Here is a 22,952-nt window from a genome sequence, read left to right as displayed (position 1 = left end):
GAAGGGATCGTCGAAGGGGGTGGTCACCGTGTTCAGGAACCAGAGTATCAAGGCACTTGTTGTACCTACAGATACCCTGGTGATGTAAATGGACATGGGCCGGTGGCCGACCTGAAGCCGTCCTCAGGACCTTAAAGCTTGAACTGCGCTACCAGGGCATTGAAGGAGACGGCCAGCCGCGACAGTTCCTGGCTGGAGGCGCTGGTCTGGTTGGCACCAGCAGCGGTCTGGGTCGAGAGGTCCTGGATGTTCAGCAGATTACGGTCCACCTCACGGGCGACCTGGGCCTGTTCTTCGGAGGCCGAAGCAATCACCAGATTGCGCTCGTTGATGGTCACGACCCTGTCTGTAATCTTCTCCAGCGCCGCCCCGGCGCTCTGGGCCAGTTCCTGGGTGCTGGTGGCCAGCGACAGGCTCTTGCCCATGGCCGTGACGGCCCCATTAGCGCCCGATTGCACGGTACTGATCATGCCTTCGATTTCTACGGTCGAGGCTTGGGTGCGGTGGGCGAGCGCGCGCACTTCATCGGCCACCACCGCAAACCCGCGCCCCTGTTCGCCAGCACGGGCGGCTTCGATGGCAGCGTTGAGCGCCAGCAGGTTCGTCTGTTCGGCGATGCTGCGGATCACGTCCAGTACCTTGCTGACTTCCCGAATGTATCCGGCCAGTTCGGTCACCGTCTCGGTCGACTCGGTGATCTCTTGCACCATGGTGCTGATGCCCATGAGCGTATGGTCGACCTGACTGCGGCCATGAGCGGCGTCTTCAGTCGCGGATTTAGAGGCCTCGGAGGTCGACACGGCGTTGCGCGCCACTTCCTCGACCGCCGCAGTCATTTCATTGACAGCGGTGGCCGCCTGCTGGATTTCGTCATTCTGCCGCGTCAGGCCCCGGGTACTTTCCTCGGTCACCGCGCTCAGCTCTTCGGCGGCCGAGGCCAACTGATCCGAGGCGCTGGCGATCTGCTGAAGGGTGTGCTTCAAGCCGCCCTGCATGTCCGCCAAGGCATTGAGCAGTTGCCCCGCTTCATCGCCACGGGTAGTGGAAATGCTCTGGGTCAGATCGCCACCGGCAATGCGCTGGGCACTAGCGACCGCCACCGCCAGTGGGCGGGTGATCATACGCGCAATTAGAATGCCCAGAGCGATGGCCACCAGAAAGGCGATCACGATCCCGACCAGCAGAGTCAGCCTGGAGCTGGCTTCGACTTCCCGCCCTTCCTCGGCACGTTCTTTGATCTGCCGATTGGTCGAATCGATCATAACCCGTAGGTACTCGCGGGAATGATTGAACACGTCAAGCGACAGCACGTCCAAGCGAGTGCGTGCCTGAGCAAGATCGCCGGCGTCCATCAGCTCAATAACCTTCTGGGCACCTGCCACATAAGCGGGCCACAGTTCTTCGTACTTGTCCCCCGCCGCCTGCTCATCATCCTCCATAGGCGTGGTACGGTAGGTCGCGAAGGCCTTTTCCGCCCGAGCCAGATCCGTCGCCAGGCCCTGGCGAATACGCGTCCTGTTCTCTTCGGACACGTCGCCGGCCTGAGCGTCGAGCAACCGGTAGAGCCCGCGGTTGTGAGCGGTCAGGCTGATCAGGGTCTCGCCGGTGTTACTCGCTGAGACCAGGCTGTTGGAAAAGGTCAACGACAGCGCAGCGGACAAACGACTGATCCCCACCATTCCCAACCCACCCACGGCTAGGGTGATCAGGGCGCAGATGACGAACGAGGACAAAAGCTTGGTCGAGAATTTGGACTGATTCAGAATGTTCATGTGGCGAACTCGATGGATTGGAAGTGATGATCTCGGAGCTTAAACGATTCTTCAGGAACGAACCTGTGCAATATCAAAATAACATCACTTTATCGGCGGCGTTCGCCTATTCTGAAACTCCTTCAGATTTTCTCTTGGCAAGGGGTACCTGGGACTCTCCGAACAAGTCCTAAGATGTGCTGGAATACGCCCTTGCTGGCCGCGCCGCACCTATGTGTAGATGAGTAAGCGCAGCCTGATCTACAAGGCCAAACGGAAATTCGAGTATTGCAAAGCCCAGACGAGTGCCAAGATTGAACACCCGTTTCGGGTGATCAAACACCAGCTCGGCTATATGAAGGCGCGCTTTCGCGGACTGATAAAAAACACAGCGCAGCTGACGGCGCTATTCGCCCTATCGAACCTGTGGATGGCTCGAAAACAGATTATGGGTTTGGTGTGAAGCAAGTTGATCGGAGTTTCGGATCAGGTAGTGAGGACGTATTTCAGTACATCTGAGCACTTATTCGGAGAGTCCTTAGCCAATGTCCACAATGGGTCGATTGTAGCCCTTCGCAATACCCAGCAATTGGTGGTATGCGGCCAGTGGAGAGAGTTATTGAACAGTGCTTTGTTGAGCGAAGCTGGCGAGACGCGTTCGACAGCATCTCTCTTAACATGCCGCAATATCACGTTGGATGATACCTACAAATGGGGCCGAAAACCGAAGAGCTGATCTGCGTTCTTGACCAGCTTGCTACGATGCTTGAAAGCGATGGAGTTGCTCACTGGAGCTTGTGGGTGCGCAAGGTACGAGCACGCCTGCTCAACTCTGATTACTCTGGGATCACTTACCTATTATCAGGCTACGGCGGAATGGGCTCGTTCAACGACCTCGTTCTTGGCCAATGCCACGATGATGGCGTTTTTTCCTGGAAACCTGGCTACGTAGAGTTAAACGATAAATTCGATAAATTGCGCAGCGAGGCTGCCCAACTTGCGGATGCAATAAGGCGTTCGCAAGACTGATGGCAATTCACACCAACAGCAAACTAATACACGCGCGTTAAATTTCACATCCACTTTGACCGGGGTCGGCCTTGGGTCGGTACTGGCCCGTTGTTGCAACATCGCCAGGAGATGGATCCCTCAACGCCAGAATTATTCGCTATCCTGAGAAGTCATTTTGCTGAGCACAATCACACTATCTACGCGCTTGCGGATATTAAGTACGTCACCTTCTTGCCAACCCATTTCCTGCACCAGCTCATCAGGCAAGCTAACGATCTGATCGCCGCTGCCGTCACCGGCATCAATCAATGTTGACTGAAAGCGGCTCTCGCCCAGGGCCTGCAACAGTAGCCGCAGGCCGCCTCCGTTCGACACAAAACCACGTACACTGATCAGTCCGTATTGTTCCAGCAAATCGGCAGCAGCATCGAGCACTTCTGTCGGCACAACGTCAGTCGAGCGGATTAGCTCAGTGACATCGCTGGCGGCGTGCTGCACTGCCGGCATCGCTGAAAGCGATCTGTTCAATACGGTGTCGCAGGTCATCCATGACGCCTCCTTAGGTGCTGAAAACCGATGTGCAAGCAGTTCGAATAACAACCTTTTACGCAGTATGCCAATCTCGTGATCACTCACCTATACACCCCGCCGCCGACCAGTTCGTATGCTCATCACAACGGACACTGACCCAGCGCGTTCCTACCAATTGCCCAGGCATTCCACAGACCTCACAAACCGACAAAGACGCCTCTTGCGCGTTGTCGACCGCTGCGCGGCACCTGCCGTCACCGCCTTCATAGTAGAAACGCAATCCGCCAAATTTTTCCTTGATCTGTCGTACCATTACCGGAGGAACATCAGGGTTCTCATTGAGGTAATTCGTGAGGCTTCGACAGAGCTCATCAAGCAACTCTAACCATCCCGGATAACACGCAATTTCACGCATATGCTCGCTAGAAAACATCTCGGGATAGCGCCTTCGCAATAACGGCAGCAAATCATCTGTCATGAGCCTCCACTCCCATTGCTCGACGAATCTGTGGATCTCTCAGCGCGGCTAACTCAGGCATGCTCATAAGCTTTCTGGCACCTCGGCTGGCGAGTGTATACAGCGTGTTTTTGCTTTCAAAAAGCAGCCGTTGACCAGGTGGCGTGAGTTGGACAGCGCACACGATACCGTCGCTTTCCAATCCGCTTCCCCTCACTACCGCATACCTCGCAAATCGTCAGCGAACCCTCCATAGCTTTGTTCACTATGCCCCGGCAAACCTCATCCCCACCGCGATAATATATCCGCAGCCCGCCCCACTTTTCTTTCACCCGTATGACTGTGATCGCTGGGACATCGTGGTGCGCATCAAGGTAGCATTGGAGCGCCTGACAGACGTTATCCAACACTATCCACCACCCGGGCATGCATGCAATTTCACGTATGGCCAAGTCATCAAGAAGCAGGCGGTGTCGCACAGGCAAAACCGCCAGGAGATCACTTTCCATCGTCCACCCGGAATTCGCTGCCGCACTGCTGCGCCAGCGCAAAGACCGATGGCACTCCAGCAGACTTGCGTGCCCCCCGCCCTGCGAGTACGAAGAGCATGTCCTCGGTCTCAAAAAAACAGTCCTCGTAGCGGCTCTGGAAACCGGACAGCACACCGTGGGATAGGTCACCCGCCGCATCGCCTGCGTTAACAACAGAGTTCGCATACAGGACTGTTGGCTGCAGTCCATTCTCCTTAACCAGTCGTTCGTGTCGGTCGGTCAACATGACATCAATCAGCATCCAATTTCTGACGATGCAAAAAGCTTTGTCCCCAAATACCTCCGTTGCCGTGAAGATAAGCCCGTCGTCGTCAAGCCTTGAGCCATGAAGGATTCTGGCGGGCCCAAAAAGCAGATCCGCTAACAATTCAGTTTCCAAAAATCTGCCTCACCTTTAAAGGGGTCTTTACCCTGTACGTTTGCCGAGATTCGACTCGCGCCTGGCGTTGCTGAGGGGGCGAAGATCAACTCGTTATTGCCATTACCGCCCGAGCACTACCCCGTTTCCGACGGCCTGGCCCTATTAGCATGTAGGTGGTGTTTTTTGTCTCGAAAAAGCATCCCGTGAGCGAGCGCTGAAATGTGCTGCGCACCCAGTCGCCAGGCTGACGCTTGCCACTGCTGTGCAGAACAACGTTGGCGGCATAGAGAACGTTCGGTGCCAACCCATCTGCCGCGAGCGATGCTCGGTAGTCGTCAGAAACCTCAACTTCAACGATCGTCCAATCGCGGACGAGGCAATGAGGTCGACCAGAGAAGGACAGGATTGCCTCCACCTCAGCCGCCGTTTCGTCTCCATCAAACCCTGGCGCGGGCTCGGCTTCGCCGTAAAGCAGCTCCACGACTTCGGCCAACAGAGCAGTCACCGTGATGCCCCTACTTTACAGAGCACGTAACGCAAGTTCGTTACTGCTTGCTCGACGCCAAGGCCTTCCTGACGTGAACGCAAAAGACTGGCCGCAAGAGCTTTGGAAAACGCTTCGATGGTCATTCGATCCACTGCTTCCCAGCTGACACCCAAGGCATGGACTTGTAATTGTCGAGCGCGTACCAAGCCGCCGACGCGAGCCCGCTCTTCCAAATATCCTGGCTGAGCAAGTACTTCGCGGGGATCTATCGAGACACGCCCATCTTCTACCTTCAACGTCTTGAGAGCCTTGATCGATTCGGTGATCGCCCGCATTTCATCAGTCATTGGTTTTGATTTCCAAAAGAGCACATGCCCCCCTTCTGCTATGAAAGAAATGCCGCACACAGTTTTTCAATGAAGCACCCCGGAAAAACGGGGGCTACCGCCTTCCCGGGCCCAGTCACACACGACATACCGGCTACCACCGATAGTTTCGAACAGCATGTAATCGCCGTGCTCCGCCCACCGGATCAACGTCGAAGTGCGAATGGTTGCGCCGTCTTCAAAACGGCCACGGCTCTCACGGAAAACGACGCCTACTAGGCAATTGATGTCGTGATCGAAGAGCGCACAGCAGAGGTAACCTGTGATCGGAACTCCAAATTTTGTGCTGACGGCCCGCTGCACACTCGCCGGCATACCGACAGGTTTGGTTTCCACCGGAGACTGATGAGTCTCTAACAACTTAAAATATTTAGGCATTATTGAACCGAATAAAATGGGCCAAGGGCGCCGTTCTGATGCCACCAGTGCGCGACCACATAGAGCCCACCGCCCTGTGCCACGACTACAAGGTAACCATCGCGGTAATACCGTCGCTCGATGGGTGGCGTATGCACAGGAAGGCCTTCAGGGAATTGATGCCTATGGTCACAAAACATCAGCCCAGTCATTAGCGGTGGTCGCTCTAGCGCGCAAGCTAGAAACCCAACGATGTCGTAGTCATTGATGACCTCTCTGGCTTTCTGAATCACCGTAGGCAGACGCGAAAAACGAAAGCCGGCAAGAGTCGCTCCGAACGTTTTGATCCGGTAAGCGGCATAGCCTGGAGCCCTTTTATCGACGATAGAAAACGTCATCAGACCTCGATCTCCAAGCCTGCCCGAAACCCCGTTTGCTCAGTGGGATAACCGCGCGGATTCGAGACAACGCGACATTCGCCGAGCATGACGTCAACGAAGTAATGCGTATGCCCAAACACCCATAGACCCGCTTTCTCGATGAGCTCGGGCCAATGATTTGCGTATGCAGCACTTAGATGGCCGTCATGCTTGTCGCCGATGACAGCAGGAGTTGGGGCATGATGAGTCACGACAATCGTTGTCCCGGGGAACGGCTTTTCCAGCTCTTGGGTTAACCAGGCACGGGCCACCTTGTTTCGGGTAACGAGGTCATCCTGGCGCAAACGACGATAAGAAGCATCAGCTCTTATAACTCGAAAATCGTTCATGCATTCTCGCGCCAAAGTGCTCGCAGCGACTGTGTCGCCCGTCGTTGAAAAATCAGTCCAACCAGTCGTGCCGAGAAAACGAATTTGCTGCCAAACAAAGACGTCGTTTTCCAAGATGTGAACGTGAGGCGCTGCCGCATCACGCATTTTTTTGAGCGTACGGTCGATGTGGCCACCGTAGTATTCGTGGTTGCCAGTGACATAAATAACTGGGCAATCGAACACCTCATTTGCCCAGGTCACCCCGCGTGATTTCGTGTGGATATCGCCCGCAAGAATGATTATGTCCGCATCCGTTTTCGGTGGTTCAAAATCGCTAAATTCAAGGTGTAGATCTGAGTAAATCTGGATTTTCATCGTGCTACATCAACTCGATTTAGCGGGTTATTAGTCTGCTTCACTACGCACAGAATCATGGCTATCAGCACCGTTCGACCCACGAACCACGGCTCTCACTCGATTTAGCGATATATTGGCGAGTGGATAAATTTTCGAAAAGGCCGGCTGATGTCGCTCCGACAGCACGTGACCAGGGCGCCTACTTCGACCGCCTTCGGCAGCTCGATCATGCATGGTCAAATCCGCTTGTTCCGTACTGATGACTATAAGCATTTGTGCGGAACAACGCAATCGCGGCATACCGTTTCGTTTTACGGGAACATCTAGAATGTCGCTTCGCAATGCCTTCGCAGCCGCCCTGCAATTCGTGCGGGCACACCAAGGTTTCTCCCAGCGAGATATCTCCAGTACGATGGATCAGTCGCATGTGAGCCGATTGGAGGGGGCAACAAGATCGGTGTCGCTGGAGGTAAGCGAGGAACTGGCCGAAGCATTACAGCTTCATCCGATGTCATTGCTGACACTGGTATACGCAGCCCAGAGTGGGCAGTCGCCGCAAACCATTTTGCAACGCACCCGTGATGACCTTGAATCCTTAGCGCTTTTAAATGCTGTTGTGCCAGCAATCCCCACCAAGCCTGATCATCCACGAGTGGTCGAAGCAGCCGAATTGGGTCGCAAAGTTAGCGAGCTTTTAGCCGAGGGAAATTCGCAGGCCCAGATTGCTCGACTGCTTGGGGTGTCGAGATCGACGATCACTAGGCATGTGCAGAGAAAGACGTGAGCTGAGGTCTCAGCCAAGAGAGGATTGAATCTGATTGGCCGCTGGTGGCGACCAATCAACGACAAGGTGCCATGAGAGTGACACTTCACCCCTTTCTGCTCAGTTGCTAAATCCAAGCTGATTGAGTTGCCCTTTTAGAAAGCTTTCCGCCAAGACTTTTGGGAATGAAACCGCAAGTTTCCACATCAAATAGACGAACCCAACCGGCACGATGATGCCAAGCCATCCACCCATCAGTAGCCCAACAAAGCTCAGTGGGATGAAGAGCAACGCAAGGAAAACCGCACTCCAGCGCATCTTTTTAATCCACGTCGAAAACCCATTTTCTTCGTAGATTTTTTGTCCGTCGGCTTTCTTGATTGCAAACAAAATGTAGCCCAGCCGACCAAGCTTGACGAAGAAGAAGTCACCCTCGATGCCCGGCTTCATGTAGGACTCGATCAACTGCCCCACCCCTACCTTTTTCACCATCTTTGTACTGCCGTCTTTTTGGGCAATGCGAAGGTACGTGTACTCCGAGCCATCCGCTTTATTTTGCGAAGGGCCGATTACTTCGAGCTTACCGCTCACCACACTTACTTCTGACATCAAACGCATCCTTTGCTCACTGGAAATTTTGGCGTCAAAACGCCATCACGAGAAAAATCCTAAGTAAATCTTAGCATGGCGTCAACCCAAATCTAAGAATCTCTTAGCCTTTTAGGGCTAAGGAAATGAGCATTTTTAGCAAGCGTTTGAAGGAAGCTAGGAAAGCCGCTGGTCTGTCTCAGGAGAGGCTAGGAATTTTGGCAGGCATCGAGGAGGCATCTGCAAGCGCGCGGATGAATCAGTATGAAAAAGGCGTGCACGCGCCCGGCGAAGGCACGGTCAAGCAGATTGCTGAAGCTTGCGGGTACCCGGTCGCTTTCTTTTATTGTGAGAAGGATGATGAAGCTGAGCTGCTGGCCTTATTTCATAAATTGAAAAAGGGGCAGCGGGCGGAGGTGCTTTCTGCGGCGCATGCGCTAGCTGGGGAATAAACATATCCCACGGGAAGTATAATACCTAGGGAAACTCTGAAAAAGACTTCCAGATTTGGTGAAATACGCACCTCGCACAAACTGAACGGTTGAGCCCCGATGAAACAGATGTCCTTCGCCGATGCCGAATATGCCGGCAAACGTAAGCAGACCCGCCGCGAGCGCTTCCTGATCGAGATGGATCAGGTGGTGCCCTGAAGGGGCCTGATTGCCTTGATCGAGCCACACTATCCGAAGGGCGAAGGTGGCCGTCCGGCGTATCCGTTGATGGCTATGTTGCGGGTTCATCTGATGCAGAACTGGTTCGGCTACAGCGATCCGGCGATGGAAGAATCGCTGCATGAAACGACGATTCTGCGCCAGTTCGCGGGGTTGAGTCTGGATCGGATTCCCGATGAAACGACGATCCTCAACTTCCGGCGCCTGCTGGAAAAACATGAGTTGGCGGGCGGGATTTTGCAGGTCATCAATGGCTATCTGGATGATCGTGGTTTGATGCTGCGCCAAGGCACGGTGGTCGATGCGACGATCATTCATGCACCGAGTTCGACCAAGAACAAGGACGGCAAACGCGATCCCGAAATGCATCAGACGAAGAAAGGAAACCAATATTTCTTCGGGAGTGCGACCTGAAAGTCGCATGGATTTCTGTTCCGCAGGTTAACGCCCGACGGAACCGATTGTTCCACCACTCGTTCCCTACCCAGACAGGCGTGGCCGGTAACAGCTGGGTCTGAAGCTCTGGGGAGAATGTAACCGCCGATTTTCGGTAGGTCGAACCGCGAGGCCAGACTGAATCTGCCAGCATCAAGGCGGAGAGGTGCTAGGGATGAACGGGTACGGCTAACACACGTGAACCTCATATAAACGTCGTCAAAGTAGCCAAGCCAAAGATGCTGACAGGCTTGAACCAAAAGGTATGCGGACAGGCAGGGGGTCTTACCGATGCTCCCTCGTCCGTTTCGCGTGATCAAGCGCCAGTTCGGCTATACGAAAGTGCGTTTTCGTGGTTTGTCGAAAAACATCGCGCAGCAGACGACGTTGTTCGCGTTGTCGAATCTGTGGATGGTGCGAAAACGGTTGATGGGTATGGGCGAGGTGCGTCTGTAATGCAGGCTGATTGCTCTGAAGCAGCGCGATTAGAGGAAAGAACCATGAATTAAGGACAGGAAAGGCCTGTTTTTCGACCGACTCATGTTTTTTTGGACCTCAAGTAGCGAGGGCATGAAAAATCGGTGGGTACTTCAGACCTTCCCTAGGTAACACTGCGATAAATATACATAACCTATTGCAATAGCTTGTTCCTTTGAAGGTTGGCAGTCGCCCTCGCAGAGCCATCATATTTGTGTAGATCTCATTAGGCAGCACCCGAAATTCGTGTATAACGCAGTCTTGAAACATGTCAAGCAGAGAACATTTGCAAATACAAAAACATCACTGCTAAGATGACAGTACAACAATAAAAAGGGTACTTATCATGTCATCCTACATTATTCATATCGAATACCGAGAAGAGCAGACCCTGGCTTGGGTGGATATTAACGATCTGAGCCAAGAATCTCGCTCTGCACGGCGATGCCGCTTCCAAACAATCGGTTGGATAATGGATATCGTCGACAAGGTCAATTCAAAGGTAGATCGATATTGCCTCGCAGACGAAGACTACGCGAAAAAAGCATTGATACGATTCGCCATGATAGATGAGGAATCGGCGGATCTACTCCTCAACGCCCGGGATTTGAGGCGACGATTTGAAGCCGCCTGGTCGGTTCTGGATGACGAAGAACGTAATCATGCGCTGAACTATGATTACGATTATTGGGATAATTTTTGGCCAGGTTTTGATACCTTCAACCGTACCTTTCATGAAGAGTTCGAGGCTCTTCGTCCTGTATTGGAGGAAAAGAAGCCCTTGGCAATGTCGTTAGACTCCGTTGATTGCGGATTCTAAACGGTACCTGCGGGTTGGTGTCGGAACTGACCGGGCTTTTTAACCATCCAGCAATAAACCCATGGCGGAGCTCTACAGGCGCTCGCCATGGCATCCCCATTTTTCTTGCCACTCAGCAAAAATCGCCCAGCCGCCACTACGCTTGTTGGTAGCTATCAAGATCTGGCCGCTCTAAGACAGCAGTTACATAAGCGTGTTCAAGCGTCCAGAAGCACCCTTGAATACTTTTGGACTCGAAGGGCCCCATATCTACCAAGCGTTGGTCGAGATCAAAAATGGCGTCCCATGATCGTCGACGCCTTTCCTCAAGTGGCCCTGCTGTCTCTGAGCCATCCTCCGCAGCCTCCAAAGCGCTATCAAAATCTGCATCATCCTCATCCGACGCCGGCGCATACCAACGATTGAGGACAAAATGCCAAAGATCGAAGCAGGACAATGCGATTAGGCTGGACGGAACAGAAAGCTGGAGGACTACAGGATCTTCAACGCCTTCCAGGTCTTCGATGTAAGGCTGCGGATGATCCGACTCACGTCTGACCCAACACCACCAAGGTGTTAAGTTTTCCGCTGGCGCTCGTAAGCCAGCGTCGGCCATTGAAGTCTTCATCCAATCATAGGCCTGCCGGAACATAGGGTCATCGTCTGCTTTATCAACTGGGCATGTGAGTGTCCCCGTGCTTTGCAATCGCTCCCATGCTGAGCGCTCCATGACTGTCCAGCATTCAATGTGCCCGGCCGTGGAGAGCTTGGAACGGGACGTTATCTGGTCGATTGCAGCACGGTCAAGCAGCTATAAGCATCACGGCAAAGGCAGCGTACTGTACCAGGTCAAGCGCAAGATCGAATACGCCAAGGCGCAACTGCGTGCCAAGGTAGAGCATCCGTTCCAAGTGATTAAAGTGCGCTTCAATCATCGCGAAGTCCGTTACCGCGGACTGGAAAAGAACACGGCGCAGCTGTTCAGTCTGTTCGGATTGGCCAATCTGATGCTGGCCAAGCGGTATTTGCAACGCGCAGCGGGATAAATCCGCCTGAAGGGTGGGGCTTACCCGCTAATTAGCAAAATGGGGCCTGAAATTGGCCCCGGAAACGCAGAATAAGACCGGTAGGTTGAAAAAATCGGTTTGATCATGGCGCGCGCGTGAAAGGGGTGAATTGTTCAGCGTCTCCCTAGAGCTATAGTCATGGTGGGTAAATCAGACGTCAGCATGGATAGTGCATCGACGCAGTGTGCACGCACTGAAAACAATCACATTGTTGTGACCAATACTATCAAGACGCCTGATTTAGGTGTCCACCACAATCGCGCAAAGGATCTAATCGTGGCTCACAACGGGGAACAGAGAGATCAAGCCGCTATCGCCACCTCCGAGCTGCTTGAGCTGCTTTTCCGTACATACCGCGGTGGCCTTAACATACGGTTGTGGAACGGCACAAACATGCGACTCGGTAAAGCTACCGAACAACCGCTTCCTCCTTTTACCCTGATATTTCGTAGTCCGCAGGCAGTACTGAGCCTGGTGATTGGTAGCGCTCCTCTGCGCTGGATTGATGCCTATCTTCGTGAAGACATCGATATCGAAGGCGACCTGTTCAGCGCCCTAGGCCAGAAAGACCACCTTGGAAACCTGAGCATTCGTGGTATCGACCTGCTTGAGGCGATCACCGCGGCGCTGCGCTTGAAGCTGGCAATCATTCGGAGCAAGCCGGCCCATACGTATCACTCGCGACTCCATTCGCGTCGAGTCAACTTGCGTTCTCAGACTGAAAATCTAGACACCATCGCGTTTCACAACAACCTGTCGAGCGCTTTCTACGCACTGTGGCTAGATGAGTCGATGGTCTATTCCTGCGCCTACTTCAAGCGAATGGACGACGAGCTAGAGCAAGCGCAGCAGCAAAAGCTCCACCTCATCTGCCGCAAATTGATACTCAAGCCTGGCGATCGTCTGCTCGATATTGGTTGTGGTTGGGGTGCGCTAATCATTTACGCCGCACGTCATTTTGGTGTTCGCGCCCATGGCATAACTCTCAGCCAACAACAGATGGAGGTTGCCCGAGCAAGAATTTGCGAAGCGGGTGTACAGGATCTGGTCACCGTCGAGGTATCTGACTACCGAGCTCACCCGGGCGAAGGGATTTACGACAAGGTGACCAGCATCGGCATGTTTGAGCATGTTGGCCTGGAGAATCTGCCACTGTATTTCACGGCCGTACATCGCCTCTTGAAACCAGGAGGCCTTTTCCTCATTCAGGGGATTACTCACGATGCGCATGGCTGGAAAGAAACCTTGTCCACCCTCTTCATCGACCGCTATGTCTTCCCTGGAGGCCAACTCGACACTGTCAGCAATATCCAGCAGGCGATGGAGCATTGCCTATTCGAAATCGCAGATGTCGAAGCCCTACGCCACCATTATGCTCTGACGCTCAAGCGCTGGGTTGAGCGGCTCGAAGCTAACCAAGAGCAAGTTTTGGGATATGTCAGCAAGGCCACGTATCGCACCTGGCGTCTGTATATGACTGCATGCGCACTAGAGTTCGAAGCCGGCGGTCTGGGGGCCTACCAGATAACGTCCAGTAAACGTGCAGGTAGTTTTTTAGCTCTACCCTTAACGCGCAATCATCTACTGGAGGAGGGAAAAAAAGGCGGCCAGAGCAGCCTTAAGGATGGGGGGGGCAGAGATGACTTAGCATCGCTCGTGTTTCTTATTAGGGTGAAGCTCTGTTGGTCGTATGCGTCCGGGCATCCCGTCTTGCGTAACTAAACCGGTTGCCACCTATGCGGCAGCAGCTCCGCAATATCACTCGCCCGCTGCGTCGGCAGGCGCGTGAGGACGTCCTTCAAATATGCATACGGATCATGCCCGTTGAGCCGTGCCGATTGGATCAAGCTCATGATCGCTGCCGCCCGTTTGCCACTGCGCAGTGAACCTGCAAAGAGCCAGTTTTTGCGACCCAACGCCCAAGGCCGGATCTGGTTCTCTGCCCAATTATTGTCAATGGGTACGGCCCCGTCATCGAGATAGCGCGACAGCGCCGTCCAGCGTTTGAGGCTGTAATCCAGAGCTTTGCTTATCGCCGAGCCGTCGTGCACGATCTGGCGCTGGGCGATCATCCAGGCATGCAGAGCATCCATCACCGGTACCGCTTTTTCTTGCCGTATTCGGCGGCGTAAATCCGGTTCCAGGTCGCGGACTTCACTCTCGATTTCGTAAAGCAGCTGGATGTAGCGCAAGGCCTGTTCGGCGAGCTGGCTCTTGTTGGTGGCGTGCAATTCGAAGAACTTGCTGCGCGCATGGGCCATGCAGCCGATCTCGGTGACGCCGAGTTCAAAGCTGGCCTTGTAGCCAGCGTTATGAGTTGCAAAACATAATGGTGGTTATGTTGCGGCCTGAGTTATGTTGTGATGGCAAAAGGTGCCGCCTCCAATAGGGAGGTCGGCGCAAAAAGTGGCACATAAGTTCATGCTATAACCCTCGCATGAACGCCATGAGAGACGCTGAATTCGGTCGCAGGCGCACAGCTTCAGGCACATTTGTGACGTCCAAACATGCAAGAGCCTTGGCCTTCATTTCGAGATCGACTTCCGCGTAGATGTGGGTCGTGTCTAGGGATACATGCCCGAGCCAGGCCCGAATTGTATTGATATCGACCCCGGCTCTTAACAGGTGAACGGCAGTCGTGTGTCGAATAGTGTGCGGGCTGATGCGCTTGCCTTGCATGGAATCAACCCGCTTGCCGGCTGCTCGTCCATACACCGACACAACGCGATGTATGCCGAATCGAGTCATAGGATTCCCGGCACGACCTATGAATACGCGATCCTCTGTTCTGCGATCGACGATGAGTGGCCGCAGCGCGGCAGCTGTTACTGGCCACAGGGGGCATACGCGCCATTTGTTTCCCTTACCCAGAATGCGCACGGAGGGGTCAGCGCGGGCGCCGGTGTTATATAGGAAAAGCAAAATCGCATAGTCCCGTGCACCTTGGCTCGTAGCCCGATTAGGTGCCCGGAGCAGAGCCTCCACTTCTGGCTTGTCGAGGTAGTGGATGACTGCCTGGGTAGTTTTTTTGAACGGGATAGAACGGATCTCTGTGCACCACGCCAAATGCTCTGGCGATCGCATAGCGATGAAACGCCCTAATGAATGAATCGCGCAGAGCCGCTGGTTACGCGTGACGATGCCACAACCGCGCTCGTGTTCGACGTGTTCAAGGAATGCGCGCACGATGGCGGGCGATATGTCGAGCACCGACAAATGGTCGATTGCCACCGAGGCTCTTCGACTGACAAATGGAAGGAGAAGCGTCAGCGTGTCGCGGTAACTGATCTGAGTGTTGTGGGAAAGGTTACGCTCGGCGACCAGATAATCCAACAAGAAGCGACGTACCCATGCCCCGAGGAGATTGCGGTCATTCATGATCAATCTCCTGGCCTGAATAAATGGCAAATCGACGACTCGCTTCGTGTAACAGTTCGGGAGTCATACGCAGATAGCGCTGGGTCGACCTTATGTCGACATGCCCCAGATACGTTGCCAATTGCGGCAATAGCCGCTGTACATCCTTACCGGCGCGATACCATCCCAGTACACGATGAACGGCGGCTGTATGCCGCAGATCATGGAGGCGCGGAGGCCGTAGCTCGCCAGTTGGGCGAGCAATACCCGCCGCCAAACGAACGCGTTGGAACAGAGTTATGACGTATTGGTAGTTCAGGCGATGGCCAGTACGAGTGCACAGCAGGGCAGAGTTTTGGCCTAGTGGAAGTGCCAGTGCGCAACGTTGTCGTAGATAGACTCGCAGTTCAGATGCCAGCTTGGGCCCAATCGGCACCAGCCTTGTCTTATAAAACTTTGTGTCACGAACGGTGGTGATTCACTGCTCGAGGTCGACGTCACAGAGGTTTAGTCTGATCGCCTCTCCGACGCGCAACCCGGCACCGTAAAGGATCAGCAGGAGGGTTCTGTATGTCGCAGCTTGAAGGCGACTGAGCGAGGTACTCAGTATGACGGTGGCATCTAACAGGTGTTGTATTTCTGCGGTGGCATAGACATAGGGAGTCTGTGCCGGTGGAAGCTGTGGTGGTCGTTCCGGCATGGGCGAGATCGTTGTGTGGCCACGTGCGATTGCGAAGCGATAAAAGCTAGCAAGTAATCCTCGCTTCGTCTTCCACGTAGCGCTTAGCTCACCGTGCCCGTGCAGAAATGAGGCTACTGCCTCTGGAGTAACTTCGGGGAGCGGTAGGTTTCCAGTCTCACGTGCAAACTGACGCAGCACTCTGGCACTGCTATTCAAGCCCACGCCTTGGGCACGACGGGCAGCCACGTAGGCATTGACTACGTCCAAGGTTCTCATAGCAGGTCTCCCAGGTCGAAGTCACCGACTTCACGTAACGAGACCAGATCAACCTTGGTGTACGTCATTGTCGCCGATGTGCTGCGGTGGCCAAGGTGGTCGCCAATCTCCTTGAGGCTCAGCCCATTGGCGAGCAGCCTGGCCGCGCATGCATGTCGAAGCGCGTGCGGCCCCAAATGTGCAGCTTGTATGTTGAGCAGACGCAATTTGCCGCTGACGATGTTGTATAGACCAGCAGCGGAGATGGGGATTCGCGGCGCCCGAGTTCGGATGAATATCTCAGGGTGCAGTACCTTCGGACGCACTGTGTCGACATATTGCGCTAATGCCTCAGCCACTGTGAACGTCAATGGGTAAACCTGTGGCTGACGGCGCTTTAATCGCCAAATACGCAATTGGCCAGCAGCCCAGTCGATCTGATCCAACCGGAGTGCGGCAACTTCTCCCCTGCGTAAACCGTAGACGGCAAGAAGCATCAGGATGGCTCGATCGCGCACATCGCGTTCAGAGCTTGAATTTGTAGTTGCGAGTACTCGCTGAACATCCTCCCAGCTCAGTGCATAGGGAAGTGACTCTAGGGCGTAATGTCGCGGGGCGTGGATCGAGTCGGCCAATGTACTGCTGCATGCTCCCTGCGTTGCCGCGTAGCGCAGGAATACCCGCAACATTGTTGCGACGTGTCCTGCCGAAATTCGCGACCACCGTTGCGCACCGTAGGTGATGAAGTAGGCATCAATATCCTCGGGCCTAAGCGTCGAAAGTCTGCGGCCTGTGTTGAAGCACCAGCGCAAAAAGGTTGCCGCTCGACTGCGCCATTGACTGATGGTACATGGTGTCAAGCCGCGTTCATCCCGCATCCACGAGACGAAAAGTTCAAGATTCTCCTCGAATGGAGTTGTCTCCGTTGGCTCTTGCCACCAGCCTAGGAACTTAAACCAAGGTCTTGCGGTGTTTATCAACGTCGTAGCAGTTGCAGGAGAATTAGCCGGCAATGGCCCTTCGTGAATGATCTGGCGCAGCCGTGACGAATTGATTGCATTGATGTCGCTTGGCTGCACCCGCTCGGCAATCCAAAGCAAGCAGCACGCTTTCAAGTAAAGGGTGGCATGCGTACAGCCCTGCTCAGCACAGTGTTGTAGGTATCGCTCGCGTTCAGCAGCCAGCGATCCCGCACGATGGCGTTTACAGGCAGCGTTTGAAGAATAGATATTCTCGAACATGGCAGACACTCCAGGTGATGAAGGTCTACCAAGGCGATGCAATTTATGTTGCGTCAATCACCTATCGACAACAGAGAAACTGCCTATTCGCCCGGTCGGAATCACATAACTCAGGCCGCAACATAACCAGCGTTATGAGTTGCAAAACATAATGGCGGTTACAAGGCCAGCTTCGAACTCGGTGTGACCGAGATCGGCTGCATGGACCATGCGCGGCGCAAGTTCTTCGAACTGCATGCCACCAACAAGAGCATGCTCGCCGAGCAAGCCCTGCGCTACATCCAGTTGCTTTACGAAATCGAAAGTGAAGTCCGCGACCTGGAACCGGATTTACGCCGTCGAATACGGCAAGAAAAGGCTGTGCCTGTGATGGATGCGCTGCATGCCTGGATGATCGCCCAGCGCGATCTCGTGCCCGAAGGTTCAGCTATCAGCAGAGCACTGGATTACAGCCTGAAACGCTGGGCAGCGCTGTCGCGCTACCTCGATGACGGGGCCGTACCCATAGACAACAATTGGGCCGAGGTGCGACACGAAGTCGCTTACAGAAGTTGTTCCCACTTGGAGGGAACCACCCGTGTCACCGGGTGAATCTAGAAGGCTGAATCAAGAGCGCCTTCGACAATGTAACGAGGTACCGCAAGGTGCGGGGTACCAATCGCGAGAGGCGTACCCCTCTGGCAGCCATAGCCGGATGAGGACTAGATAGTCGGTACGGTGAACACATGTGAACCTGTGTAAAGATCGTTAAATTGAACGAGCGGAAATGGCTTATACGCTCGAACCAAAAGGGTAACGGAGGTGGGAACAGCGTCTTTCGACTACGCGTTCGTGACCCATAGGCCTCCCGGTCGATAGCAGGCACCTAACCCGACGTACTTCTGTAAGTGGAACGTGGAAATCCCGTATCGCTCCCCTCGGGGACAGCCGTTTGCAAAAACTGCCCATGGCGGTGCGGGCGAAGGAACGAGGAAAAAGCGAACGCCATCCTGTAACAGGCTGGATAGAAGTTGAAACATCACTTCACGCGAAAGCGGGCAGACGTCCTCATGGTCTCTCTTCACAAGAGAGTATGTAGAACCCTTTCAACGGAAGGAGAGCAAATGAACGCAGCAGCATTGGCGTGTGCACCTTCCGGCACGTCGTGGGACGGCATCAATTGGGCCGACGCTCAACGTCGAGTAAGAGGGCTGCAAGCGCGTATTGTGAAGGCCGTACAAGACGGCAGGCATAACAAGGCGAAAGCCCTGCAATGGCTGCTGACTCACTCGTTCAGCGGCAAAGCATTGGCCGTGAAACGCGTGTCTGAAAACAAAGGCAAAAATACCCCCGGTGTGGACAAGATCACGTGGAATACACCGGGGGCCAAGATCTGTGCGATAGCGTCATTGAGGCGGCGAGGCTACTCGCCGCTTCCGCTTCGGAGAGTGCTTATTCCGAAGAAAAACGGTAAGACGAGACCTCTCGGAATACCCGCGATGAAATGCCGGGCCATGCAGGCGCTCCATTTGCTGGCTCTGGAACCGATAGCGGAAACCACCGCCGATCCGAACTCTTATGGGTTCAGGCCGGAACGCTCAACTGCGGATGCCGCCGCCCAGTGCTTTGGTGTGCTGTCACGAAAAGCAAACGCGGAGTGGGTGCTAGAGGGCGACATTCAAGGCTGTTTCGACAAATATCAGCCATGACTGGTTGATCGCTAACATCCCTATGGATAAGGCGATTTTGCAGAAATGGCTCAAGGCCGGCTACGTCTACCAGGATGAGCTATTCCCCAGCCACGCAGGAACCCCGCAGGGAGGCATCATATCCCCGGTGTTGGCGAACATGACGCTGGATGGGTTGGAAGCGATGCTGGCGAAGAGGTTTCCCAATGCAAAGTGGACAGCCCGAAAAATGCAGATGGTGCGTTATGCAGATGATTTCATCATCACTGGCTGTTCGAAAGAGTGGCTGGAGAATGAAGTCAGGCCCGCCGTGGTTGAGTTTCTGACAGAGCGTGGACTTGTCCTCTCTCCGGAAAAAACCAAAATAACGCACATAGGGGACGGGTTCGACTTCCTCGGATGGAACTTGCGCAAGTACAACGGCAAGCTCCTGATCAAGCCATCGAAAGCGAACATCAGGGCACACCTTGCCAAGCTCCGGGAAGTGATCAAGACCAACAAGGCGATTAAACAGGTCAATTTGATAGGGCTGCTCAACCCGATTTTACGGGGATGGGCGAACTATCATAGCCACGTGGTCGCCAAGAAAGTCTTCAATCAGGTAGACAGCGAAGTCTGGACAATGCTCTGGCGCTGGGCGGTGAGACGGCATCCGCGCAAAGGAACACGGTGGGTCAAGGACAGGTATTTCAAAGTCCGAGGATCGCACCGGTGGGTGTTCTCCACCGTTGAAAAATACGCAGACGGTAAGGCAAGGGAATACACCTTACTAAAGGAATCGGACACGCCGATCGTGCGACACATCAAGATTAAGGCCGCTGCCAACCCGCATGACCCCGATTGGGATGAGTATTTCGAGTTCCGCTGGGGCAAGAAAATGCTCAAATCGACGCAGGGACGAGCGAAGATGTATCGAGTCTGGCGGCAGCAAGACGGCCTGTGCGCGGTCTGCCATAAGCCCGTTACCAAAGATACGCCGTGGCATAGCCGCCACATCGTAAAGCTGGCTCATGGCGGAACGGACGCGGCAGTCAATCTTGAAATCTATCACCTGCGTTGCCCCAGAGATCAGCAGTTCGCCAATGTTAAAGAGGTATCGCCGGGTGCTTGATAGCGCCTTTGTAGAGGCTTGAGCCGTGTGCTGGGAAACTCGCATGCACGGTTCTTAGGGGGTTGGACGCGGGTGACCGCGTCTGACTACCCGACAACCAAATCCGACCGTGGGCGTTGGGTCGCAAAAACTGGCTCTGTGTGTCACGAAGGAGACGTCATGACGACGAGATGAAAACGGCGGCATGACAATCCATGCTCCAAAGTGGATGGAGGACGGCCCTCCGGTCAGGGTGTGCAGGCGCACTGATCAAACGGCCCGAAGCTGCGAGCATGTTCAGCATGCTGGTGGTGAGCGATTCGGGAAAAGGCAGAGAAACTACTGTCACGTAAGGCTCAGGTAGTTGAACGCAAGTGAACTGACTGATGAAGCGACGAAATCTTAGCTGGTGTCAAAACGGGCTTGTATAGCCGGGCCCCGAGAAGTGCAGAGGACACCTGTCTACCGACTGCACGGCACCCGTTGTTAAGGCAGCAAGAACCTGAGCCAGGCCATTTTGGGGAACGTGAGAACCTATCCTCGGCACGTATCGAGAGGATAGGGACGGACTCACCCGTAGTAGTGACGAAGGACCTGTAATGGGGCTGGAGCGAAGGGGTGGGGATCACTTTCGTTGTGCGGGACACAACTCGAACGAGGTTGACGTTTTAGTGCAGCGAAAAGCATTCGAAATACCGAAATCGCTGGTGTGGATGGCGTATCAGGATGTACGCCGCAACCGTGGCGCGCCGGGCTGTGATGGTCAGACGCTCACGGACTTTGATCGGCAACGCGATCATAACCTCTACCGCATCTGGAACCGGCTGTGCTCAGGGTCGTATTTCCCTCCACCTGTACGGGAAAAGCGCATCCCAAAGGACAACGGCAAGGAACGCATCCTTGGCATCCCGACGGTCTCCGATCGGGTAGCCCAAGGGGCGGTGAAACGATATGTGGAGGCTGTGATCGATCCGATTTTCCATGCCGACTCGTATGGGTACAGGCCAGGAAGATCGGCCCACGACGCTCTGCGTCAATGTTCCATTCGGTGCCGACGAAAGAACTGGGTACTGGAAGTGGACATCAGTGCGTTCTTCGACCACGTTGGGCATGACCTGATCATCAAGGCTCTGGAATATCATCAGATGCCGAAATGGGTGATCTTGTACTGCCGACGCTGGCTGCAAGCGCCGATGCAGAGTGAGGCGGGGTTGCTCCAGGAGCGGGGGCGAGGAACACCTCAAGGAGTTCATGATCTCACCCTTGTTAGCCAATTTATTCCTGCATTACGCCTTTGATCGGTGGATGGATAGGACGCATCGCGGCGTGCCGTTTGAACGGTATGCCGACGATATTGTTATTCACTGCACAAGGATGAGCGAGGCTGTTCGAATCAGGGAGAGCCTGACGCGACGGATGAGTGAAGTGGGCCTGACCATCAACGAAGAAAAGTCGAAGATTGTCTACATCGACATATTCGAGCGGCACAATGTCGCTACGAGCTTCACCTTTCTCGGATATGACTTCAAGGTGCGAACCCTTAGGAATTCCAAGGGCGAACTCTTTCGCAAGTGCATGCCGGGAGCGTCGATGAAGGCGATGCGCGGGATGGTGAAGACGATCAAACACTGGCGCATCCATCGATCCACGGCGGATGACTTGGGGGATTTTTCCCGCAGGTACAACGCCGTGATCCGAGGTTGGATCGAATACTACGGTAAATTCTGGTACAGGAACTTCAGCTATCGCTTGTGGAGTGCGCTGCAATCGCGCCTTCTCAAGTGGATGAAGAGCAAGTACCGGATCTCGACGCGTCAAGCGGAGCATCGGCTGCGTCTTGTTCGAAAAGGGAACCCGGAGTTGTTCGCGCATTGGTATTTACTACGTGCATCGAATGTGTGATCAGGAGCCGTATGACGGGAGACTGTCACGTACGGTTCTGTGAGCAGCCGAGGGGTGAAATTCCCTTCGGCTGACTCGACTCGCCGGCTCACTGCGCAGCGGAAAACGCGCGGCGGCGATCATGAGTTTGATCCAGTCTGCACGGCTAAATGGCCATGATCCGTACGCTTACTTGAAGGACGTTCTCACGCGTCTGCCGACGCAACGGGCAAGTGAGATTGGAGAGTTGCTGCCGCATAACTGGGTGCCGTTGCGCAACCTGTGATGCCCAGCCGCTTACACACGAAAGTGCGCTTTCGCGGCTTGATGAAAAATACTGCGCAACTGACCACGCTGTTCGCTCTGTCGAACCTGTGGATGGCGCGAACAAGGCTACTGAAGGCAGGAGAGGTGCGTCTGTAATGCGGAAAATGCGCTTGAAAAAGGCGCTGTGCACTGAAAAGCGCGACGAAACTGCGGCGAAAGGCTCGAACCTCAGTCGCTCTTGCGTTTTTTGAAGTGATTAGCGCAAAACGCTGTAAATAGAAGGCCCTACTTCAGACCTTCCCTAAGGCAGCTATCGATTCGAGAGAAGCCAGAATTAGCTGCTCACCTCACTACTCATCGATTTATCCGTTCTTTTACCAATTTCTGGTAGGAGCGTCATCACCGCTCATTGATCACAGTCAATCGAGCTAGCCGTAACGAACCTAAACGGTGACAAATAAAGCCTCCGCCATTATAATTTGATTATCATCGATCGATTTAGAGTACCGGTAACTCCATGGAAAATAAGACTGCACGACTGACTGTGCTCATTGATCCCGTCAAGAAAAAGCCCTTGAGGAGCTCTGCGCATCTCAAGACCTGACCCCTTCACAGGTCGTCCGTCAGCTTATTCGAGACTACCTGGAGACACATGGCGTGTCCTACTCGACCAAAAGCAGAATTGCGGCCAATGGTAAGTGATTCAATCGCG

The 22,952-nt window shown here is 54.2% G+C and carries 22 protein-coding genes and 8 pseudogenes; 16 read left to right on the top strand and 14 right to left on the bottom strand.

Annotated features, from left to right (window positions below):
- Positions 1-131 precede the first annotated feature (131 nt).
- The gene (locus tag AC1MEE_RS10390; RefSeq protein WP_480415237.1) at positions 132-1,772 is read right to left on the bottom strand and encodes a methyl-accepting chemotaxis protein; all 1,641 of its coding nucleotides are present in this window, start codon (positions 1,770-1,772) and stop codon (positions 132-134) included.
- A gap of 220 nt (positions 1,773-1,992) precedes the next feature.
- On the opposite strand from AC1MEE_RS10390, the pseudogene AC1MEE_RS10385 reads away from it, so the two are divergent.
- Positions 1,993-2,214, top strand: a pseudogene (locus tag AC1MEE_RS10385) (transposase); the annotation flags it as partial.
- Between the two features lie 248 nt (positions 2,215-2,462).
- Positions 2,463-2,780, top strand: a complete 318-nt coding sequence (locus tag AC1MEE_RS10380; protein ID WP_480415236.1) for a DUF6966 domain-containing protein — start codon at positions 2,463-2,465, stop codon at positions 2,778-2,780.
- Positions 2,781-2,912: 132 nt separating this feature from the next.
- Here AC1MEE_RS10380 and AC1MEE_RS10375 read toward each other — a convergent pair whose 3' ends face one another.
- From AC1MEE_RS10375 to AC1MEE_RS10345, 7 genes are all read right to left on the bottom strand, one after another.
- Positions 2,913-3,308, bottom strand: a complete 396-nt coding sequence (locus AC1MEE_RS10375; RefSeq protein WP_480415235.1) for an AbrB/MazE/SpoVT family DNA-binding domain-containing protein — start codon at positions 3,306-3,308, stop codon at positions 2,913-2,915.
- 82 nt (positions 3,309-3,390) lie between these two features.
- Positions 3,391-3,771: a hypothetical protein gene (locus tag AC1MEE_RS10370; RefSeq protein WP_480415234.1), complete on the bottom strand. Its 381-nt coding sequence runs from the start codon at positions 3,769-3,771 to the stop codon at positions 3,391-3,393.
- A gap of 477 nt (positions 3,772-4,248) precedes the next feature.
- Positions 4,249-4,680 carry a DUF6957 family protein gene (locus AC1MEE_RS10365; protein ID WP_480415233.1) on the bottom strand — a complete coding sequence of 144 codons (432 nt, stop codon included), beginning with the start codon at positions 4,678-4,680 and terminating at the stop codon, positions 4,249-4,251.
- Positions 4,681-4,765: 85 nt separating this feature from the next.
- Entirely contained in the window at positions 4,766-5,167 is a 402-nt protein-coding gene (locus AC1MEE_RS10360; protein WP_480415231.1) for a DUF6957 family protein, read from the bottom strand.
- On the bottom strand, positions 5,164-5,496 hold the full coding sequence (locus AC1MEE_RS10355) for a hypothetical protein (RefSeq protein ID WP_480415230.1): 333 nt from the start codon (positions 5,494-5,496) through the stop codon (positions 5,164-5,166). The genes AC1MEE_RS10360 and AC1MEE_RS10355 overlap by 4 nt, the downstream gene beginning before the upstream one ends.
- A gap of 416 nt (positions 5,497-5,912) precedes the next feature.
- Entirely contained in the window at positions 5,913-6,290 is a 378-nt protein-coding gene (locus AC1MEE_RS10350) for a hypothetical protein (RefSeq protein WP_480415229.1), read from the bottom strand.
- A complete protein-coding gene (locus AC1MEE_RS10345; RefSeq protein WP_480415228.1) occupies positions 6,290-7,018 on the bottom strand; it encodes a metallophosphoesterase in 729 nt (242 codons plus the stop codon). The genes AC1MEE_RS10350 and AC1MEE_RS10345 overlap by 1 nt, the downstream gene beginning before the upstream one ends.
- 310 nt (positions 7,019-7,328) lie before the next feature.
- Here AC1MEE_RS10345 and AC1MEE_RS10340 point away from each other — a divergent pair, with 310 nt between their 5' ends.
- Positions 7,329-7,784 carry a helix-turn-helix domain-containing protein gene (locus AC1MEE_RS10340; protein WP_480415227.1) on the top strand — a complete coding sequence of 152 codons (456 nt, stop codon included), beginning with the start codon at positions 7,329-7,331 and terminating at the stop codon, positions 7,782-7,784.
- 99 nt (positions 7,785-7,883) lie between these two features.
- On the opposite strand, the gene AC1MEE_RS10335 is transcribed toward AC1MEE_RS10340, so the two are convergent.
- A complete protein-coding gene (locus AC1MEE_RS10335) occupies positions 7,884-8,372 on the bottom strand; it encodes a hypothetical protein (RefSeq protein WP_480415226.1) in 489 nt (162 codons plus the stop codon).
- 125 nt (positions 8,373-8,497) lie between these two features.
- Between AC1MEE_RS10335 and AC1MEE_RS10330 the strand changes: the two genes are divergently transcribed.
- From AC1MEE_RS10330 to AC1MEE_RS10320, 3 genes and pseudogenes are all read left to right on the top strand, one after another.
- On the top strand, positions 8,498-8,803 hold the full coding sequence (locus AC1MEE_RS10330) for a helix-turn-helix domain-containing protein (RefSeq protein ID WP_480415225.1): 306 nt from the start codon (positions 8,498-8,500) through the stop codon (positions 8,801-8,803).
- A gap of 99 nt (positions 8,804-8,902) precedes the next feature.
- A pseudogene (locus tag AC1MEE_RS10325) lies at positions 8,903-9,913 on the top strand (IS5 family transposase).
- 367 nt (positions 9,914-10,280) lie between these two features.
- The gene (locus tag AC1MEE_RS10320; RefSeq protein WP_480415224.1) at positions 10,281-10,754 is read left to right on the top strand and encodes a hypothetical protein; all 474 of its coding nucleotides are present in this window, start codon (positions 10,281-10,283) and stop codon (positions 10,752-10,754) included.
- 136 nt (positions 10,755-10,890) lie between these two features.
- Here the strand turns inward: AC1MEE_RS10320 and AC1MEE_RS10315 are convergent, their stop codons facing one another.
- Complete coding sequence (locus AC1MEE_RS10315; protein ID WP_480415223.1) at positions 10,891-11,463, bottom strand: DUF3841 domain-containing protein; 573 nt, start codon at positions 11,461-11,463, stop codon at positions 10,891-10,893.
- 31 nt (positions 11,464-11,494) lie between these two features.
- Between AC1MEE_RS10315 and AC1MEE_RS10310 the strand changes: the two are divergent.
- A pseudogene (locus AC1MEE_RS10310) lies at positions 11,495-11,779 on the top strand (transposase); the annotation flags it as partial.
- 159 nt (positions 11,780-11,938) lie between these two features.
- Positions 11,939-13,522 (top strand): class I SAM-dependent methyltransferase, encoded by a 1,584-nt coding sequence (locus AC1MEE_RS10305; protein WP_480415222.1) that lies wholly within the window; start codon positions 11,939-11,941, stop codon positions 13,520-13,522.
- Here the strand turns inward: AC1MEE_RS10305 and tnpC are convergent.
- The 4 genes and pseudogenes from tnpC to AC1MEE_RS10285 form a co-directional block, all read right to left on the bottom strand.
- Positions 13,519-14,109: pseudogene (tnpC, locus tag AC1MEE_RS10300) on the bottom strand (IS66 family transposase); the annotation flags it as partial. The gene AC1MEE_RS10305 and the pseudogene tnpC overlap by 4 nt on opposite strands.
- Before the next feature lie 115 nt (positions 14,110-14,224).
- Positions 14,225-15,178 carry a tyrosine-type recombinase/integrase gene (locus AC1MEE_RS10295; protein ID WP_480415221.1) on the bottom strand — a complete coding sequence of 318 codons (954 nt, stop codon included), beginning with the start codon at positions 15,176-15,178 and terminating at the stop codon, positions 14,225-14,227.
- Entirely contained in the window at positions 15,171-15,635 is a 465-nt protein-coding gene (locus AC1MEE_RS10290; RefSeq protein ID WP_480416200.1) for a tyrosine-type recombinase/integrase, read from the bottom strand. The genes AC1MEE_RS10295 and AC1MEE_RS10290 overlap by 8 nt, the downstream gene beginning before the upstream one ends.
- Positions 15,636-16,111: 476 nt before the next feature.
- Entirely contained in the window at positions 16,112-17,335 is a 1,224-nt protein-coding gene (locus tag AC1MEE_RS10285) for a tyrosine-type recombinase/integrase (RefSeq protein ID WP_480415220.1), read from the bottom strand.
- A gap of 156 nt (positions 17,336-17,491) precedes the next feature.
- On the opposite strand from AC1MEE_RS10285, the pseudogene AC1MEE_RS10280 reads away from it, so the two are divergent.
- From AC1MEE_RS10280 to AC1MEE_RS10245, 8 genes and pseudogenes are all read left to right on the top strand, one after another.
- Positions 17,492-17,860: pseudogene (locus tag AC1MEE_RS10280) on the top strand (IS66 family transposase); the annotation flags it as partial.
- Positions 17,861-18,438: 578 nt separating this feature from the next.
- The gene (locus AC1MEE_RS10275; RefSeq protein WP_480415219.1) at positions 18,439-19,023 is read left to right on the top strand and encodes a reverse transcriptase N-terminal domain-containing protein; all 585 of its coding nucleotides are present in this window, start codon (positions 18,439-18,441) and stop codon (positions 19,021-19,023) included.
- 22 nt (positions 19,024-19,045) lie between these two features.
- Positions 19,046-20,113: a group II intron reverse transcriptase gene (locus tag AC1MEE_RS10270; RefSeq protein ID WP_480415218.1), complete on the top strand. Its 1,068-nt coding sequence runs from the start codon at positions 19,046-19,048 to the stop codon at positions 20,111-20,113.
- A gap of 650 nt (positions 20,114-20,763) precedes the next feature.
- Positions 20,764-21,390, top strand: coding sequence for a reverse transcriptase domain-containing protein (locus AC1MEE_RS10265; RefSeq protein WP_480415217.1), 627 nt, complete (start codon positions 20,764-20,766; stop codon positions 21,388-21,390).
- On the top strand, positions 21,344-21,994 hold the full coding sequence (locus tag AC1MEE_RS10260) for a reverse transcriptase domain-containing protein (RefSeq protein WP_480415216.1): 651 nt from the start codon (positions 21,344-21,346) through the stop codon (positions 21,992-21,994). Before AC1MEE_RS10265 ends, AC1MEE_RS10260 begins: the two co-directional genes overlap by 47 nt.
- A gap of 82 nt (positions 21,995-22,076) precedes the next feature.
- Positions 22,077-22,259, top strand: a pseudogene (locus AC1MEE_RS10255) (transposase domain-containing protein); the annotation flags it as partial.
- Positions 22,260-22,273: 14 nt separating this feature from the next.
- Positions 22,274-22,396, top strand: a pseudogene (locus tag AC1MEE_RS10250) (IS5/IS1182 family transposase); the annotation flags it as partial.
- A 361-nt stretch (positions 22,397-22,757) separates the two neighbouring features.
- Positions 22,758-22,942: pseudogene (locus AC1MEE_RS10245) on the top strand (CopG family transcriptional regulator).
- Positions 22,943-22,952 lie beyond the last annotated feature (10 nt).

This window comes from Pseudomonas sp. ASL3 (assembly GCF_056680425.1).
Note: the sequence above shows the minus strand (reverse complement) of the source record. Positions and strands in the feature narration are given on the sequence as shown.

Bases quoted from the DNA above. Each gene is read 5' to 3' on its own strand.
- AC1MEE_RS10260 (WP_480415216.1), top strand. From the start codon at position 21,344: ATGATCTCACCCTTGTTAGCCAATTTATTCCTGCATTACGCCTTTGAT.
- AC1MEE_RS10295 (WP_480415221.1), bottom strand. From the start codon at position 15,178: ATGAATGACCGCAATCTCCTCGGGGCATGGGTACGTCGCTTCTTGTTG.
- AC1MEE_RS10275 (WP_480415219.1), top strand. From the start codon at position 18,439: ATGAACGCAGCAGCATTGGCGTGTGCACCTTCCGGCACGTCGTGGGAC.
- AC1MEE_RS10340 (WP_480415227.1), top strand. From the start codon at position 7,329: ATGTCGCTTCGCAATGCCTTCGCAGCCGCCCTGCAATTCGTGCGGGCA.
- AC1MEE_RS10355 (WP_480415230.1), bottom strand. From the start codon at position 5,496: ATGACTGATGAAATGCGGGCGATCACCGAATCGATCAAGGCTCTCAAG.
- AC1MEE_RS10285 (WP_480415220.1), bottom strand. From the start codon at position 17,335: ATGTTCGAGAATATCTATTCTTCAAACGCTGCCTGTAAACGCCATCGT.
- AC1MEE_RS10305 (WP_480415222.1), top strand. From the start codon at position 11,939: ATGGTGGGTAAATCAGACGTCAGCATGGATAGTGCATCGACGCAGTGT.
- AC1MEE_RS10320 (WP_480415224.1), top strand. From the start codon at position 10,281: ATGTCATCCTACATTATTCATATCGAATACCGAGAAGAGCAGACCCTG.
- AC1MEE_RS10350 (WP_480415229.1), bottom strand. From the start codon at position 6,290: ATGACGTTTTCTATCGTCGATAAAAGGGCTCCAGGCTATGCCGCTTAC.
- AC1MEE_RS10315 (WP_480415223.1), bottom strand. From the start codon at position 11,463: ATGGAGCGCTCAGCATGGGAGCGATTGCAAAGCACGGGGACACTCACA.
- AC1MEE_RS10330 (WP_480415225.1), top strand. From the start codon at position 8,498: ATGAGCATTTTTAGCAAGCGTTTGAAGGAAGCTAGGAAAGCCGCTGGT.
- AC1MEE_RS10270 (WP_480415218.1), top strand. From the start codon at position 19,046: ATGGATAAGGCGATTTTGCAGAAATGGCTCAAGGCCGGCTACGTCTAC.
- AC1MEE_RS10345 (WP_480415228.1), bottom strand. From the start codon at position 7,018: ATGAAAATCCAGATTTACTCAGATCTACACCTTGAATTTAGCGATTTT.
- AC1MEE_RS10380 (WP_480415236.1), top strand. From the start codon at position 2,463: ATGGGGCCGAAAACCGAAGAGCTGATCTGCGTTCTTGACCAGCTTGCT.
- AC1MEE_RS10390 (WP_480415237.1), bottom strand. From the start codon at position 1,772: ATGAACATTCTGAATCAGTCCAAATTCTCGACCAAGCTTTTGTCCTCG.
- AC1MEE_RS10370 (WP_480415234.1), bottom strand. From the start codon at position 3,771: ATGACAGATGATTTGCTGCCGTTATTGCGAAGGCGCTATCCCGAGATG.
- AC1MEE_RS10335 (WP_480415226.1), bottom strand. From the start codon at position 8,372: ATGTCAGAAGTAAGTGTGGTGAGCGGTAAGCTCGAAGTAATCGGCCCT.
- AC1MEE_RS10375 (WP_480415235.1), bottom strand. From the start codon at position 3,308: ATGACCTGCGACACCGTATTGAACAGATCGCTTTCAGCGATGCCGGCA.